At 42.8% G+C, this 17,136-nt stretch carries 8 protein-coding genes and 1 tRNA gene; 3 read left to right on the top strand and 6 right to left on the bottom strand.

All coding sequences use genetic code 11. The features are described from left to right. Positions 1-83: 83 nt before the first annotated feature. Positions 84-3,572 carry a hypothetical protein gene (locus DW036_RS21915; RefSeq protein ID WP_118466186.1) on the top strand — a complete coding sequence of 1,163 codons (3,489 nt, stop codon included), beginning with the start codon at positions 84-86 and terminating at the stop codon, positions 3,570-3,572. Between the two features lie 116 nt (positions 3,573-3,688). On the opposite strand, the gene DW036_RS21910 is transcribed toward DW036_RS21915, so the two are convergent. Then, complete coding sequence (locus DW036_RS21910; RefSeq protein ID WP_118466185.1) at positions 3,689-4,297, bottom strand: hypothetical protein; 609 nt, start codon at positions 4,295-4,297, stop codon at positions 3,689-3,691. 133 nt (positions 4,298-4,430) lie between these two features. Here DW036_RS21910 and DW036_RS21905 point away from each other — a divergent pair, with 133 nt between their 5' ends. Continuing rightward, complete coding sequence (locus tag DW036_RS21905) at positions 4,431-5,633, top strand: sensor histidine kinase KdpD (protein ID WP_118466184.1); 1,203 nt, start codon at positions 4,431-4,433, stop codon at positions 5,631-5,633. 57 nt (positions 5,634-5,690) lie between these two features. Here the strand turns inward: DW036_RS21905 and DW036_RS21900 are convergent, their stop codons facing one another. The 4 genes from DW036_RS21900 to DW036_RS21885 form a co-directional block, all read right to left on the bottom strand. Then, positions 5,691-9,125, bottom strand: coding sequence for a bifunctional proline dehydrogenase/L-glutamate gamma-semialdehyde dehydrogenase (locus tag DW036_RS21900; RefSeq protein ID WP_187374661.1), 3,435 nt, complete (start codon positions 9,123-9,125; stop codon positions 5,691-5,693). 251 nt (positions 9,126-9,376) lie between these two features. After that, positions 9,377-10,246: a hypothetical protein gene (locus tag DW036_RS26100; protein ID WP_233560509.1), complete on the bottom strand. Its 870-nt coding sequence runs from the start codon at positions 10,244-10,246 to the stop codon at positions 9,377-9,379. A 401-nt stretch (positions 10,247-10,647) separates the two neighbouring features. Beyond that, positions 10,648-11,652 (bottom strand): 2-oxoacid:ferredoxin oxidoreductase subunit beta, encoded by a 1,005-nt coding sequence (locus DW036_RS21890; RefSeq protein ID WP_022392641.1) that lies wholly within the window; start codon positions 11,650-11,652, stop codon positions 10,648-10,650. Between the two features lie 24 nt (positions 11,653-11,676). After that, a complete protein-coding gene (locus DW036_RS21885; RefSeq protein WP_118466183.1) occupies positions 11,677-13,524 on the bottom strand; it encodes a 2-oxoacid:acceptor oxidoreductase subunit alpha in 1,848 nt (615 codons plus the stop codon). Between the two features lie 449 nt (positions 13,525-13,973). Here DW036_RS21885 and DW036_RS21875 point away from each other — a divergent pair. Then, positions 13,974-14,045 (top strand) — tRNA-Arg (locus tag DW036_RS21875). 62 nt (positions 14,046-14,107) lie between these two features. On the opposite strand, the gene secDF is transcribed toward DW036_RS21875, so the two are convergent. Beyond that, on the bottom strand, positions 14,108-17,107 hold the full coding sequence (secDF, locus tag DW036_RS21870; RefSeq protein ID WP_118466181.1) for a protein translocase subunit SecDF: 3,000 nt from the start codon (positions 17,105-17,107) through the stop codon (positions 14,108-14,110). Between the last annotated feature and the right edge of the window lie 29 nt (positions 17,108-17,136).

Genomic DNA, 17,136 nt, shown 5'->3' with positions numbered 1-17,136 from the left:
AATGGGGGCTTCCATTAATTTTGCCTATTATTGTTTAACGATCTCAAAGGAGTATTCTCTCTTTGGGAATAAAATGATTGCTTATGGGAAATATTACTTTTAAAATGTTTTTTCTGCTGACTGCATTGTTGGGTTACAACTTTGCTATGGCGCAGACGGGGGCTCCTCATACTTTAAGAGGAGAAAGTCAGGTTGCAAGTGTATCATTGAATTGGAAAAGTCCAGCCGAGGCTAAAACAATGCAATGGCATAATGATACACCTTATAACGGTGTGAGCGGAGTAAGCTTGAATGGGGAGATTCCTGTTCTTTATATTGCTAACCGTTTTGATAAAAACGATCTTAAAGAATATAAAGGTTCAGTAATTGATGCTATCTCATTTTGCAATTACAGTGCAGTGCTTGAGGTTAGCCTTTTACTGTATGAGAATGATAAAGTGGTACGTGAACAGAAGGTGAATCTTGAGAATCTGAAACTGAAAGAAATGCAGACTATCAAGTTGGACGAACCTTATACTGTGCGTGACGATGTAGAATTGACTGTAGCAGCTAAATTTGTTCATGGTACGAATCTTACTTTTGTTGGCATTATGGACCGCGTACCAGGTGTTACGGGCAAGGGTGACTTATATTCGTATGATGGAAAGAATTGGAAAAACGTGGTGAAAGGTAATTTCCTGGTATCTGCTCATATTGATATACCTGCTGCAGGAGAACCTGACGGATATAATGTATATCGTGGCGATACCAAAGTAAATACAGCTTTGCTGACGGAAAAAGCTACCTTGTTGAAAGACGAACCTAAGGGTACTTATGACTACTGTGTGTCGGCTGTTTATGGTGACAAGGAAGAAAAGTCATTCCCTTTATCATTGACTAATACTTCTGTAGAGGATGCCCGTCCGATTGCAGTAGATGTAAGAACTGTCGTTAATGGCTTGAATGCGACATTGAATTGGAAATCTCCGATTCTTGCTGATAAAACATTGACTTGGAGTAATGGGGAAAAAGGCAAGGCCATGGGAGGAACTTCCGGTACAGTGCGTAAAATATGGGCAGTAAATGCATTTTCCAGTGATGAATTGGCTTCTTATGCTGATCATAAAATTACAGCCATTAATGTTATGCTGAATTCCGCAGTAACGGAAATGCGTTTGGTAATTCTTGAGAATAGTAAAATTGTATATTCTCAGCAGGTACCAGCTGAAGAAATTGCTGCATTGGAAGTGCATAAATGGGCTAAAATAGCTTTAACAACTCCGTACGTTATTGATCCGAGCGCAGAATTGTCTTATGGTTATTATGTGGTTCATGCAGCAGATCTTTTCCCTGGATTGCTGGATAGTGGACCGGCTATTTCCGGTGCATGTTTTATTTCAACTTCTACGGCAAAACCTGATTTTGATACTACAGTTCCCAGTTGGACTAATATTGAGGCAGCAGCTAATGCAAACTGGATGCTAAGTGCTGATGTGGAAGCTCAGAGTGAGATTAAGACTCCGGTAGTGAAAGACTATACCGTATATCGTGATGGCGTGGAAGTCAAATCCGGAATAACAGGTTTAACTTATACGGAGGAATTAGCTCCAGGTACATATACTTATACAGTTGTGGCAAATTATGTAGATGGCCTTTCTTCAAAGGCTTCTGCTTCTGCTACAGCTATGGTTGAATTGCCGGCTGAATATGTACGTCCTACATTTACTGAAACTGATTTTGATAAAGGAAAGTTGTCTTTGAAATGGGATGTATATACAGATTTGCCTATGGAATTGAAACATTATGGTGAACCCAAATATAAATGGGGGATGACCAATGATGGAAAAGATGTGGATCTTTATGTCGGAGCACAATTTACCAAAGAAGAGTTGGCTCTTTATGCAGATTATGAGATAACAGGTGTTAATCTGTACTTAACGGATGATGTTAAGGAACTGAAAGTTGTGCTGTGCTCTGCCAATAAGAAAATCTTAGCTTCTAAGACTGCTACTTCTATCAAAACAGGTGAAATGTTTAGTGTTGCATTCGATGAGCCGGTAGCTGTACCTGTAGGAAGTTCTATTTATGTGGGATACTTTGCTCTGTTTGCTGATGGAAAAGAACCTATTGCTGCTGATGCCGGTCCACGTGTAACAGGAGGCGATATGCTTAGTTTGGATGGAACAACTTGGGTTGCTTACAGCCGGATCGATGCAGAATTTAATAGTAACTTTGTAGTAGGAGCACAGGTGCGTTTGAAAGGTTCACAAAAGGCTGCTACGACTACACTTAGGAAGACAGCACCTGTTAATAATCAAATGGTTCCACTTGAAAGTATGTCAGGCAGATCATTTTCTGATTTGAAATCGGCAACAGCCTTTGGAGTAAATGGTGTTGTTGCAACTCGTGCAACTGATAATAAGCCTACTATAAAGAACTTCCGTGTTTATTGCAACGGTTCATTGGCTACTGAAACAGAAAATCCGGAGTATACTGCAACGTTGAACTACGGTAAGTATGAATATGCTGTATCCGCTGTTTATACAAATGGATGGGAATCTGCTCTTTCTGATACTTATACTGTTGAATACAAGCAACCTAATCTTGCACCTGCTCCTTACGGTTTGAGTGGTACATTGGAGAATAAGAATCTGACTTTGACATGGCAATCGCCTGAAGCTGCTAATGAAATGAACTATCAAGATAAGACATCCGGTAGTAAAGCAATTGGATTGACTAGGAGTAGCGGGGTATATGGATACTTTGTAATTGCTTATGATGCTGATGATTTGGTTGATCAGGTAGGTAAATATATAACTCACATTAAATATAGTTTGAGTGATGTTTATTTGCAGACTTCTGCCATAGCTGTCTTTTATGATCGTAACTTAGTTTATGAACAAGAAGTTGATGTGAAGACTCTGGTAGCAGGAGAAAATGTTGTTCGTTTGGATAAACCGGTAGTAATTCCAGCTGGTCATGAAGTTTGTGTAGGATATTATGTTAGTCACATTAATGGAGTGAAGCCCAATATGACAGATGAAGGACCGGCAGTAGATGGAAAAGGCAATCTGATTACTACTGATGGAACAACTTGGAGAACGTTGAAGTCTATGAATAAGGATTTAGATTACAACTGGCGAATTTCCGCAGTTCTGCAGGATGCCGATAAGCAAGCTGTTACCCGTGCAGAAGAACCTGCTACAACTTATAATCTTTACATTGACGGTACACTCTTGAAAGAAGGGATTCAAGCTACCAATTATACAGTTGAAAATGCAGCAGACGGCTCATATACAGTAACTGCGGTAGTTGGCGGTGTAGAAACGGCTGCATCTAATGCTGTAATTGTAGGTGTACCGACAGGTATTGATAAAGTAGAAGATGGCAGTGCGAAAGCATATTATGACAGCCAACTTCAGAAAGTAGTATTACCAGAGGTGGGAACTGCTTATATCTACTCTGTTAGTGGTACTCTGATAAAGCAAGTTATGAATGTTGAGTTTGTAGATATGTCGGACTTGCCGGCTGGAGTATATGTTGTACGAGGTGTACTTGCCAGTGGAGAACAAATGATTAAAGTCCTTAAATAAAAATGTTAATAGATTGACAATGGAGGTTGAATAAGTCTTTCTCTCCAACAATTAAAAGTTCTCTCTACTCTTTTGGGTATGAGGGAACTTTTTTGTTATACATTGGGAGAAGAATTTTAGTCATTCTTTCCGTAATTGCGCTTTATCATAGTGGCCTGAAAAGCTTTTTTGCCGGCCAGTAGCAGGTCTTCATCATCAAAGGCACGAAGGCTGTACCAAAAAAGAAAATCTCCCGTACCACCCAGAATACCGAATAATCCCAAAAAGAATATGTTGGCTTCTCCTGTACAGAATCCATGGATTGCAGGCATCATTCCCAATAAGATGCCCGGTAATAATAAGGATACCCGATAGAACTTCAATGGAATAGGACGAGTCAGAGAAAATCCTACTCCAGTCCAGTCAAAATGCCAGTGTAGGAGCTTTTTGTCCTTTCCGCTAAACCAGTAAAGAATCCCTGCCTGGATTAGTATATAAAACACGAGGAGTAAAAATATGCAAAGCATAACTTGGGGACTACTGATTCCTTTTACAGCGGTACCCAATAAACGACCGGCACTATAGGATGAAGGTTCATCCCATACATAAACAAACAGATAGCTGCCTGTCAGGAACAGAATGAAAAAAAACAGAAATCCTTTTATGTTGATAGACTTTGCCGTGAGTTTCACTTCCACTCCATCCGGGCGATTGAATGGTTCCTTATTTGCTTCTTTTTTTTCCATAATTTCTTTTTACTGATTTCTACGCTGCAAAGATAACAAGAGTATGAAATTAATTTAGGTTATCAGAATGTTATCTTTATGTTAAGATGAAAAGAAAAGTTTATCTATATTTGCCTGAAATATAGAATGCTTGATGAAAAAGTCGTATTATATACTCCTTACAATAACTGCAACTGCTGCTGTTCTGTACTTACTTGGAAATTGGGTGGGACGAAGTTTCGGACTGAACCGGCAGCAAGTGATACGTAATATTCACGAAGCTTACGGCCGTGCGACGGATGCATTTGAAGCCGGACGAACTAAGGATTTGGCTACCTTTTTCCGTCATGAACTGGATGAAGTGAATTTGAAGCGGATCAAGTTCCGTTTGGATACAGTATCTTTACACAGTGATTCCATCGTATTGAAACAGGATTTACGGTATTTTTCTGATTATCGGAAGCTATTGGAACAGCACTATACTTTCGTGTGCCCTGTGAATGATACTCAAGGAGTACATGCTTACATCCAGAATCTTCGTGCGGGGTTCATCGGCAAGCTGCTTTATATGTTCTTCGGAACCATAGTGGCTTTAGGACTTCTATTATTTGCCATACGTAAGCAGGTGGATATTATTCGTCGGCAAGACGAACTGGCACGAATGCGTGAGGATTTCTCTTATGCTATGGTTCATGACATGAAGAATCCGATCAGTTCCATTCTGATTGGCCTCAAAGTGCTTCGTAGTGGAAAAGTAGATGATAAACCTGAGAAGAAAGAAAAACATTTCGACATACTGGAGGCGGAGGCTCAGCATTTGCTTGCACTTGCCAATAAAGTACTGACTATCTCTAAGTTGGAACATGGACAATTATTGCTGGACAAGAACTGGATTCAACTTCATCCTATGGTGGATGAGTTGGTACACACGTTCACTGCTAAGGCAGAAAAGCCTATTACATTTCAGGTGGATTTACAGGAAGAGGGAGTCTGTGCTGATGAAGAATATCTGAAAGAGGCTTTAAGTAACCTGATAGACAATGCTGTGAAATACTCTAAGGATACGATAGATATACAGATTACTTCCTGCCTTTCCGGGCAGTATACTCAGATCAAGGTGCGGGATAATGGAATCGGTATTCCGCTTGCGGCTCAACGGATTGTATTTGATAAGTTTGAACGCGTAATTACCCGGAATGAGGATGCGAAGAAGAAAGTATCCGGCTTCGGCTTGGGGCTGAACTATGTGATGAATGTGGCTCGTGAACATGGAGGATACGTCAGTGTGGAGAGTGTGGAAGGAAAATATAGCGAATTTACAGTTTCTTTGCCATTGCCGGTGGAGAACGAGGAATGAGCGTGGCCTGACCTGTCCGCTTTTCGACAGGCAAGCCGGACCACGTCTTTTTAATTGTTATTCTACGGGAGGCACATCCAGAATGCTGCCATATCGATGGTATTCGAAGGAGATGCTTTGCTCTTTAATATAATGTATCAACTCTACACGTCCATTTTTCACAGGTTTTGCCGTGGCAATGTATTTGTTTCTACGAGCCGCCTCTTCATACATTTCCATCGGAATATCAGCGCCACAAGTGCGGATGCGTTCATAGGTCCTCATTGTTTTGAGGAATTCATCCAATGTTTCTTTCTTTAGTGTACAACCGGTAGATGATAATGCAGTCGTGCGATCATCATTCGGGTCAAAGCTGATAGTCAGTGGTGTGTGGCAGAGCTTTGCAGCAAGTGCAATCATTTCCGCTTCTTCGTTACTATCTCCCGGGAAAAGGCGGAGCACCATATTCTTTAATGGCAGATAACGGAATGCATTCTGTTCGCCATATAACTTATTGATATCCCGTGCATGCGCAAATTCTTCTTCATAAGCATGAGGATAACTTTGCTTATAATCCGTATTACTTTCCGGTTTGTCGGTAATCTTCACAAGGCAGGCGCAATAGTTCGGTCCGCCTGCTTTTACACCACCACCGAAAGCAGACAGTTTCATCCCACCGAAAGGTTGGCGGTTGACAATAGCACCTGTGATACCACGATTGATATAAAGATTACCTGCCAGAATGGAGTCCTTCCAGAGTTTTTGTTCGTTTTCATCCAGGCTTTGCAGACCGGAAGTCAAACCGTAGTCCAGGCTGTTCACCAACTCTATTCCCTGTTGAAGATTGTCAATACAAGCCACACTTAACATGGGACCGAACAATTCTGTGCGGAATGAATAACTGTCCGGTTTTACTCCCCATTTCACCGTAGGGGCGAGGATGTATTGCTTTTCGTCAATAAACTTAGGTGGAACCAGCCAGGACTCGCCGGGTTCCAGTGTAAGGGCTTGCAGTAACTTGTCGTTCCGGTTGGTAATCATGGGGCCTACTACGTTACCGGCTTCCCATACACTGCCTACTTTCATACTGGTGGCGGCATCCTTCAGCTTATCCTGGAAGTTCTTGTCTTCGTATACAGAGCGTTCTACAAGCAGTAGGGAACATGCTGAGCACTTTTGCCCCGCATTTCCGAAAGCAGAAGCAACGATATTCATAATGGCATGATCACGGTCGCCCGAGGCTGTAAGGATAATAGCATTTTTTCCACCGGTTTCGGCAGAAAGTGGGGTAGACGGGTTGGTACGTGCAATGCTTTGGGCCGTATCCGTACCTCCTGTCAGGATGATATGCTTGATAGCCGGAGCTGTGGTCAACTCTTTCAGTGCTTCACGGTCGGTGATAATGACTTGCAATGCTTCTTTGGGCACTCCTGCATCCCAGAAAGCCTTGGCAAATAGCCATGCTACAGGAGCAGCTACTGTTGCGGGTTTCAGTATCACGGTATTGCCACCGGCCAATCCGGCTACAATGCCGCCGATAGGAATGGCACATGGGAAGTTCCACGGCGAAATGACGAGGATCGTTCCTTTGGAGGTGATGTCCACATCATGCTGTGCGGCGAACTTTTTCATTGTTGCGGTATAGAAGCGGGCGTAGTCGATACCTTCGGATACCTCCACATCGCCTTCTACCACTGTTTTACCTGTTACAGCACACATGCTGCCTATCAGGTCTCCGCGCATATCACCCAGGCGATTGGCTGCTTCGAACATGATTCTATGACGTTCCTCTAAGGTAGTGTTTCGCCAACCTGCGGGATCTTTCTCTGCAATGCCGATGATTTGCTTTATTTGTTCCGTATTGGCTTGCGACATTTCGCAAATACATACTTCATCATTCTGGCAGCGGTCCATGTACTTATGGCGTTTTTCACAGACGATGTTTTCGGTTCCTATTTGCAGAGGAATGATTTCCGGAGTATCGGCGGAAGACTTTTTCCATTTGGCAAAGATCTTTCGTACCCATTCCTGGTTTTGAGGCAGATCAAAATCCGTATCCGGTTCGTTTTTCATCACGTCGGATGGGGGGACGGGAGAATACGGTAAAAGCCTGTTCTGCGTGCGCGTAGGAATATGAGAAACGCTATCTTTCTTGTGATATGCTTCTTCAAACTGTTTTTGCAGGAAATTCCAGGTGTCAGTTCCCGGTTTCAGATTGAATGAATGAGTGAGGAAGTTATCCGGAGCTGTATTTTCGTCCATGCGGCGCACCAGATAAGAGACTGCATTCAGGAAGTGTTCATCTTTCACTACCGGTGCATATAGTATGATGTGATTACCCAGTTGCGACTGTGCACGCCATACATGGTCGGCCATACCTTCCAACATCTCAAATGTCATATACTCTGAACTGTTGTTTTTCTGGCTCAACAGATAAGCGTAGGCTATTGTGAACAGGTTATGCGAAGCCACTCCGATGTGCAACGCTTTTGCATTTTCGGGCAGCAGGGCGCGTTCCAGAATATGCAGGTAGTTTGCATCTACTTCCGTTTTTGTGGAAAGTATGGGGGTGGGCCAGCCGCGCAAGGAAGAAATCACGGTTTCCATTTCCAGATTGCAACCTTTTACAAGGCGCATTTTGAGTGGTGCACCTCCCTTTGCCACGCGTGCCTTTGCAAATTCCAGTAATTCCGTCTGGAAATCATAAGCATCGGGCAGATAAGCTTGTATAACGATGCCGGCTGAATAGTTTTTGAATTCCGGTTTGCTTAGTACAGTTTTAAACAGGCGTAAAGTAAAGTGTGAATCTTTATATTCTTCCATATCCAGATTGACAAACTTCGCACGTTTCACTCCGTTTTCATCTGTATGCGGGAAGTCTATTGCTTTTTGGTAAAGAGCGGACATGCGTTTCACCAGTTCCGGGAAACTCTCTTCATAATTCAAGGCATGCGTCTGGGCGTAGATGCCGGATATCTTTACGGAGATATAGTTAATATCCGGAGCTTCCAATGCTTCCAGGTAATGATGGTAACGGTGATCTGCTTCCCCATTGCCTAAAACGACTTCACCCAGTAGGTTTACATTTTGTCCAACCTTTTGTTGTGCACGTTCGGACAGGTGTCGGGTTAACTTGGGACGCGCTTCATCAAGGATAACTTTAGATGTATCCATGCGTAAGCGTTTCTTTATAATAGGTATGGCAATGAAATCGAAATGATGTCCGAAGGCTTGGTACATTTTAAAGAGGAAAGTATCCCGCTTATTCAGGAATTCAGGTACTCCATAGCGGTCTATCAGAGTCTTAATTCGGGCGGCAAGTTTTTTGCGATCACGTATCTGCGAAGATTCATCCAGCATTTTCACCAGGAACTTCTTGTCCTGCGGGCGTTGCACCATGACGGCATATTTATGCTGTTCCTTGCGCTCTTCGTTTGTGATGGTTTGCTCACACGTGTTGTGTAGCTTCAGTACCCATTCTTGTACCTCGGCTATGGTAGGTCTATTATCCATAATCTATTCATGTTTAGTAAATGACTGAAAATAAATATCACTCGCGAACTAAAAACATGAATAAAGGGTGGGACTGAACATTACGGCACGATACCGGTGCAAGGTCTGGAGAGCTTGCTGCGAAAACCGGTCAAAGATTAATCTTCTACCCATAGTACAGTGATGTTAAAGGTTAATGTATGCCTGATGCAAATATACACTAATTCTTTTATTATCAAAGAGAAAGGGCAGAAAAATCTTTGAGGGCGCAGCTATTCCAATATTCCTTCCGGAATTGCCGGAATGGTGTTGAATGTCCCAGTGATGGAATAGTCGGTATCATCCACCGTCATTGTCAAAAGAGGATTTATGATAATGTCACTTCTTGTAGAAGCGTCTTTGGGGGTAAGTTCTTTCCAATCTACATCCAGATAGCGTTGTATAAGGTTAAGTACGACATAGCTCGTGGTACCGTTTTCCATTTCAAACTTGAAATCATGCGGTGTGGGCGGAATTGTTGCATCTGTAAAGTTTCCTTTTGCATCGGCCGGATAGCTCAATGTGAGATAAGGTATGGCATCAGTAGAAGATGAAACTTCCGTGGCATGTTCTGTTTTTGACGAGAAGCTGTAGGTACCTTTGGCAATGAGGTGATCCGAAACTTTGTGCTTTGAATCAGCGTAAGGGAAGAAATAGCACTCTCGCTTTTCATTATTGACTAAATACATCACGATTCCCGATTTTAGTGCGGGATGATTGCTCTCTTCTATGGCATATACCAGATAGCGGTCAATTACTTTCACTTGCAGGATTTCCGTTTCATGTGTTACCGGGTCTGTAAGGGTGATTTTTGTTTCTCCTTTTTGTTTCCCCTCTATACGGATGATTCCTAAACAGCTATTGTCGGATGTGCCTTCCTGATAGCTGGCGCTAATTATCTGAGGGTTTCCTATCGAGAAATCTATCTTACCGCTGCCATTATTGATATATATATGAACGTATCCACCCTGCATGACTTCGTAAGATTGCTTATCAATCCGGAACGGTGTTGGAGTGTTGTTCTCTGATTTGTCGTCATCACAGCTCGTGAAGCTGATTACGGATATTAACAGGAATATCCAGAATAAGTGTTTTGTTTTCATCTTGCTTTATTTTAGGGCAAATATAGGCTTTTAAAGTTTAAATCCCAAAATTGTATATGATATTTGGGATTATCTGTTGACGGAATTGATTCTTTGCGGAAAAGATGTGAATCAAAGGTTGCTGATGACTTTCTTGTTAGTTTGTTGATAATCAGCTAATAGTATTTACCGAATGCTTATCATAAGATGTAAAAGAATTTACCGCCGTATGTAACGGCCTTTACCCCTTATTGTAACGACCTTTACCTTGGCGTGTAACGGTCTTTACCTTGGCATGTAAATGGAGTTACCGTGTGGAGTGAACAAAGTTACCATTTGCATTATTCCCAAAAAGCCTCATTACCGTACTATATAATAGTAGCGGTAATGAGGCTTTTGTCGAAAAGGAATAGTGTATTCGCTTACTTTACTTCCCAAATATCATTCGTCATCAACAGTTCCTTGAAGTTATGGTACTTCTTCTTTGCCGATACTTCTTCAATCTGTTCCATTACAGCATCGTCATAAGTCGGAGCTTCCACGTCACGGATTACACCGAGAGCAACCGGGAAGTCAGGACCTTCCATCAGAGCCAATTTCAGTTGCAATGTATTATCCATGCAGTGTGCATCATGAACGAGGATATCCTTTTCTGTGATACCGTTCTCGCCTAACTTCACAACTTTCAGTCCGAAGCCTTCCTGCATCAAGCCAAACTCTTTGTTCTCACCGAAAAGCATTGGCTTACCGTGTTCCAGGTAGATGGCATTCTTGGCACGTCCGTCTTTGTTGTATACAGAGTCGTAGGTTCCGTCATTGAAGATAACGCAGTGTTGCAAAATCTCACACACAGCAGTTCCTTTATGATTAGCAGCAGCCTTCAGAACTTCTCCTGTGCCGGGACCATCCGTAGCTACACAACGTGCAAAGAAACGTCCACGGGCACCAAAGCAGAGTTCAGCTGGGTGGAACGGATCTTCTACCGTACCATAAGGAGAGGATTTGCTGACGAAGCCACGGGGAGAAGTCGGAGAATATTGTCCTTTTGTCAGACCGTAGATGCGGTTGTTCAGCAACAGAATGTTGATATCTATATTGCGACGGATAGCATGGATAAAGTGGTTACCACCGATAGCCAGACCGTCACCATCACCTGAAACCTGCCAAACGCTCAGGTTAGGATTGGTTACTTTACATCCGGTAGAGATGGCGGCAGCACGTCCGTGGATAGTCTGCATCGCATACGTATTCATATAATAAGGTAGACGGCTGGAGCAACCGATACCCGAAATAACGGCAGTTTCCCAAGGCTTAACACCGATTTCTGCCAACGCTTTGTGCAGTGAATTCAAGAAGAAGTGGTCACCGCAACCCGGACACCAACGAGGCTGTCCTTTTTTGAAATCTTTAGCTGTATATTCGCTCATGTCTTTCGATACTTTACGGGGTTATTATTTATTTAAAATCTCGGTGAAGGCAGCCACCAATTCGCTTACTACGAACGGCTGTCCCTTGACTTCATTGAATTGATACGGAGTGAAATTATCTACCTTCATACGGAGATAACCGGCAAATTGTCCCAAGTTCTGTTCGGCAACTACCACTTTCTTGTATTTCTTCAATACCTCAGCCGTATTTTTAGGCAGCGGATTGATATAAGAGAAGTGAGCTAAAGCTACTTTTTGTCCGACTTTGTTCATCTCTTCCATAGCAGAATACAAATGTCCGTAAGTACCGCCAAAACCTACAATCAGCAGGTCTGCATCATCTGCACAGCCTTGTACTTCTACATCAGGTACAGCAATCTTTGCAACTTTTTCTGCACGTAGGTGGCACATCAGATTGTGGTTTTCAGGATCGGTAGAGATAGCACCAGTGTTGCTGTCTTTTTCCAGACCACCGAGAATATGAGTATAGCCTTCTTGTCCCGGAACAGCCCAGTAACGTACTTGGTTTTCAGGATTGCGTTTATAGGGAGTATAGTTATCCTTCATTTCAGGAGTAACATACTGAGGTTTGATTTCAGGATATGTATCCAGATTCGGCAGCTTCCATGCACCGGAACCGTTGGCTACGAAACCGTCTGTCAACAGAACCACCGGAGTCATGTGTTCCAAAGCCATCTTACAAGCTGCATAGGCTGCATCGAAGCAGTTTGTCGGTGAGGTTGCAGCAATAACCGGCATTGGGCTCTCACCGTTACGGCCAAATAAAGCCTGCAACAAGTCCGTTTGTTCCGATTTAGTCGGCAAACCTGTGGAAGGGCCACCGCGCTGTACGTCCAGAACAACCAGAGGAAGTTCTGTAATCACTGCCAGGTTCATAGCCTCTGATTTCAGGCAGATACCCGGACCGGAAGTGGTAGTCACAGCCAATGCACCTGCAAAAGAAGCACCGATAGCCGTAGCACAACCGGAAATCTCATCTTCGCACTGAACGGTAATGACACCTAAGGATTTATGTTTGGAGAGTTCATGTAATACGTCCGTAGCCGGAGTGATGGGGTAAGACCCGAGGAATAACTTTAGACCTGCTTTTTCAGCAGCAGCAATGAAACCGTAGGCTGTAGCTTTGTTGCCCATGATATCCATGTATATTCCGGGCGTCTTTATCTTACTTTCTATTTTATAAGTATGTGCTACGGAAGCGTGCGTATTGTGACCATAGTTGTAGCCGGCGTGAATCACTTTGATGTTGGCTTCTGCTATTTCCGGCTTTTTTGCAAACTTTTCTCTAAGGAAATCTTCTGCAATCTTCAGATCACGATTGAACAACCAGCATACCAGGCCGAGAGCGAACATGTTGCGGCATTTCAGCATTGTTTTGTTGTCCATACCTGTTTCTGCCAGACAGTCTTTCACCATTTGAGAAATAGGAGCAGCAATAACATCTTGCTTGATACCCATTTCTTCGATAGGATTGTCAGTCTTGAAAGCGGCTTTCTGTAAATCGGAAGCTTGGAAACAGTCTGTGTCGATAATGATGCAAGCAGTAGACTTAGCAAACTTGTACTGTGTTTTCAATGCGGCAGCATTCATAGCTACCAATACGTCGCATTTATCACCCGGGGTGAATACTTTGCTGGCGCCGATGTGTACCTGGAAACCTGATACGCCGGTCAGAGAGCCTTGCGGTGCGCGGATATCTGCGGGATAGTCGGGGAAAGTACTGATGTCATTTCCCACCGTAGCCGATACTGTTGAAAAGATGTTGCCGGCGAGCTGCATACCATCGCCGGAGTCTCCGGAAAAGCGGACTACCACTTGATCCAGTTCTTTTACCATCATGTCGTTTGCCATAATTTCGTATTACTATGATTAATTTATAGGATCACTTAAAATCTGTTCTCATGTTGGTTGGGGTACTTACAAAAAGTACTACGCTTTTTATAGGCGCGTTTGCAAATGTCGGAAAGTTATGCGACTTGGCAAAATCTTTTCGAGTTAATCTGTGATTGTGTACTAAAAGAATTGAGAAATGAGTGTTTTTTGATATTTGGAGTGAACAAAACTCTGACTATGTGTCTGACTTGGAGGTATAAAAGTTGCATATTATCATTTGTTTTAGTAATGTGTGTATTGACTAAATGTAAGATGTATTGCCTAAATAAATGCGGCATGAAGCAGATTTGACTTTACACTTTGATAAAATCTTGTGTTGACTGTATTTTCTTGACTTCTCGATAAAAGATCTGTCCGGCCTTGTAAAATCGAGAGAATGCCTTATCTTTGCAACCGCAAATGTTGCTGGTCCTGTAGTTCAACGGATAGAATAGAAGTTTCCTAAACTTTAGATAGGGGTTCGATTCCCCTCGGGACTACAAAACAAAAAGGGAAGTCGAACGAATCGACTTCCCTTTTTTATCGTTAACTTGTATAGTCCTTATTTAGCTACTTCAGCAGCCGGTTCAGCTATTTTTTTGTTCTTCAACATCATGTATGCGATAGGAGATGCAACGAACAAAGAAGACAATGTACCAATTACAACACCGAGAATCATTGCGAATGCGAAGCTGCGGATAGAATCACCACCAAGGATGAAGATACACAGCAACACAATCAATGTACTCAATGAAGTATTGATAGTACGTGCCAGAGTTGTATTCAATGAGTCGTTGAACAGTTGTTTTCTGTCACGTTTCGGATACAAGCCGAAGAACTCACGTACACGGTCGAAGATTACCACCTTGTCATTGATAGAGTAACCGATAGCTGTCAGAATAGCACCGATGAATGTTTGGTCAATTTCCAGTGAGAATGGCATCCAGCCCCAGCAGAGAGAATAAGCACCCAGGATCATCAATGTATCACTTGTCAGTGCAGCTACAGAACCTACACTATATGCAATGTTACGGAAACGAATCAAGATGTACAGACCAATAGCAATCAAAGCAAGCACTACAGACCACATAGCCGAAGTCTTGATATCATCTGCAATACTCGGACCTACTTTCTGTGAGCTGACGATACTACCACCAGTATGGTTTTCACGATCGATAAATGTTTCCAGAGTAATGTTTTGCGTTAATACGGGCTTCAATGTCTCATAGAGATATGCTTCTATTTCAGAGTCAACATTGTTACCGTCTTCTTCAATACGATAGTTTGTACTGATACGTACAGTTTTCTTATCTGTACCGATAGCGATTACACTAACGTTAGCGTCACCAAATTTACTGGAGATTAACTCGCGTACTTGTTCTGGTTCTACCGCATTCTCAAATTGTACCTTGAAGTTACGTCCACCTGTGAAGTCGATACTTTGGCTTAGGCCGCGTACAAAGAGTGAACCGATACAGATTACAAGAATAACACCTGTAATTGTCAACCACTTCTTGTTGCCACCCATGAAGTCAAAATGTACATTCGCCATCAAGTTCTTGGAGATCTTAGAAGAGAAGGTCAGGTTCAACCATTTATCTTTATTCATGAAGTACTCATAAACCAAACGTGTCATAAACACAGCGGTAAAGAATGAAATCAAGATACCGATAATCAAAGTCGTGGCGAAACCACGGATAGGACCTGTACCGAAGTTGAACAGGATTACACCTGTAATAATAGAAGTTAAGTTAGAGTCGAAGATAGCTGAGAATGCATTTGAATAACCGTCTGCAAGAGCCTTTTTCACACCCTTGCCTGCACGCAATTCTTCTTTAGTACGTTCGTAAATCAATACGTTAGCATCCACGGCCATACCCAGTGCCAACACCATACCGGCAATACCGGACATTGTCAAGGCCGCCTGGAAGGATGAGAGGATACCCAATGTAAAGAACATGTTCAATACCAGTGCACCATTGGCAACCATACCCGGGATGAAACCGTACATAGTGCACATATAAACCATCAACAGAATCAATGCAACGATGAATGAGAATACACCGGCGTTGATAGAAGCTTGTCCCAAAGACGGACCTACGATATCTTCCTGAACGATACGTGCAGGAGCCGGCATCTTACCTGACTTCAATACGTTCGCTAAGTCTTTTGCTTGCTCAGGAGTGAAGTGACCGGTAATTTGTGAGTTACCACCTGTAATTTCAGTATTTACATTCGGTGCAGAATATACATAACCATCCAATACGATAGCGATGCTCTTACCAATGTTTTGCTTAGTCAACTGAGCCCAGCGACGTGAACCGTCTGTGTTCATAGACATACTTACAGCAGGTTTACCAAATTGATCGTATTCGTCTTTAGCGCTTACCACAACGTCACCTTCCAACGGAGCACGTCCGTTACGTTCGGTTGAACGAATAGCGTAAAGTTCGAAAGTCTGTCCTTTAGGATCGTATTCATAAGCAGAGACACCCCATTTCAGACGGAGATCTTTCGGAAGTTCAGACTGGATTTCTTTCATAGAAAGATATCTGTTGATATCAGCTGTATCCTTATAATTAGCATAAGCTACAACGGGGCCTTGTCCGCTGGAGTTAATTTGCAGAACAGCCAGCAACGGATGTTCTTTCTTGATTTGTGCAAGATCGACAGATTGTGTTTTGCTTTCACCTTTCAATGCTGCAGCAAGACTATCGGCAGTGCTGGTAGCTTGTGCCACAACCGGAGCAGCAGTGCTGTCAACGGCTACACTGTCAGCCGGTGCTTCATTAGCTAAAATGCTGCGCAGTTTGTTATCGGCAGCTTGCAGATAAGGTGCAACATCCTTTGCGTTGTATGTTTCCCAAAACTCCAGATTAGCAGAGCCTTGTAGTAATTTTCTTACACGCTCTGGCTCTTTGATACCCGGAAGTTCCACCATGATACGTCCCATCTTGTCTTCCAGACTCTGAATGTTGGGCTGAACCACACCAAAGCGGTCGATACGAGTACGGAGTACATTGTATGAGTTATCAACTGCGGCTTTTACTTCCGAGCGCAGTACTTTTTCTACTTCAGCGTCGGGAGTCTTTTGGTTAACTTTGTCTTTTAACTGTTGAGTGGCGAAAAGTTCAGAAAGACGTGCATCCGGAGCTATTCTGTGATACTCTCTCACAAACAGGGTAATGACGTCATCCTGGCTGCTAATAGCCTGTTTGGCGGCAGTTGCCAATGCTTGGTTGAATGCTTCGTCGGTTTTATTGTCCGCCAATGCTTTGATTACATCGGGAACAGAAACTTCAAGGATAACGTTCATACCACCCTTTAAGTCCAAACCTAAACTGATCTCCATCTCGCGACACTGTTTCAGTGTCCAATTGCCGAACCACACTTTCTCGTTTGACAGAGAATCCAGGTAGTCCTGCTCTAACTTCAGATCGCCTTTTGCGTACTCTTTTGCCTTATTGTTATAATGGCGAGTCACAAAAGAGAAGGAAAGGTAGAACACACACACCAGTGTGAGCAAAATTGCAAAAACCTTTACAAATCCTTTGTTTTGCATGTTACTTTTAGTTTATTATGATTACTTTA

The organism is Bacteroides sp. AF39-11AC, from assembly GCF_003474285.1.
GTDB lineage: Bacteria > Bacteroidota > Bacteroidia > Bacteroidales > Bacteroidaceae > Bacteroides.
This window is presented reverse-complemented; position numbering and strand designations above follow the sequence as displayed.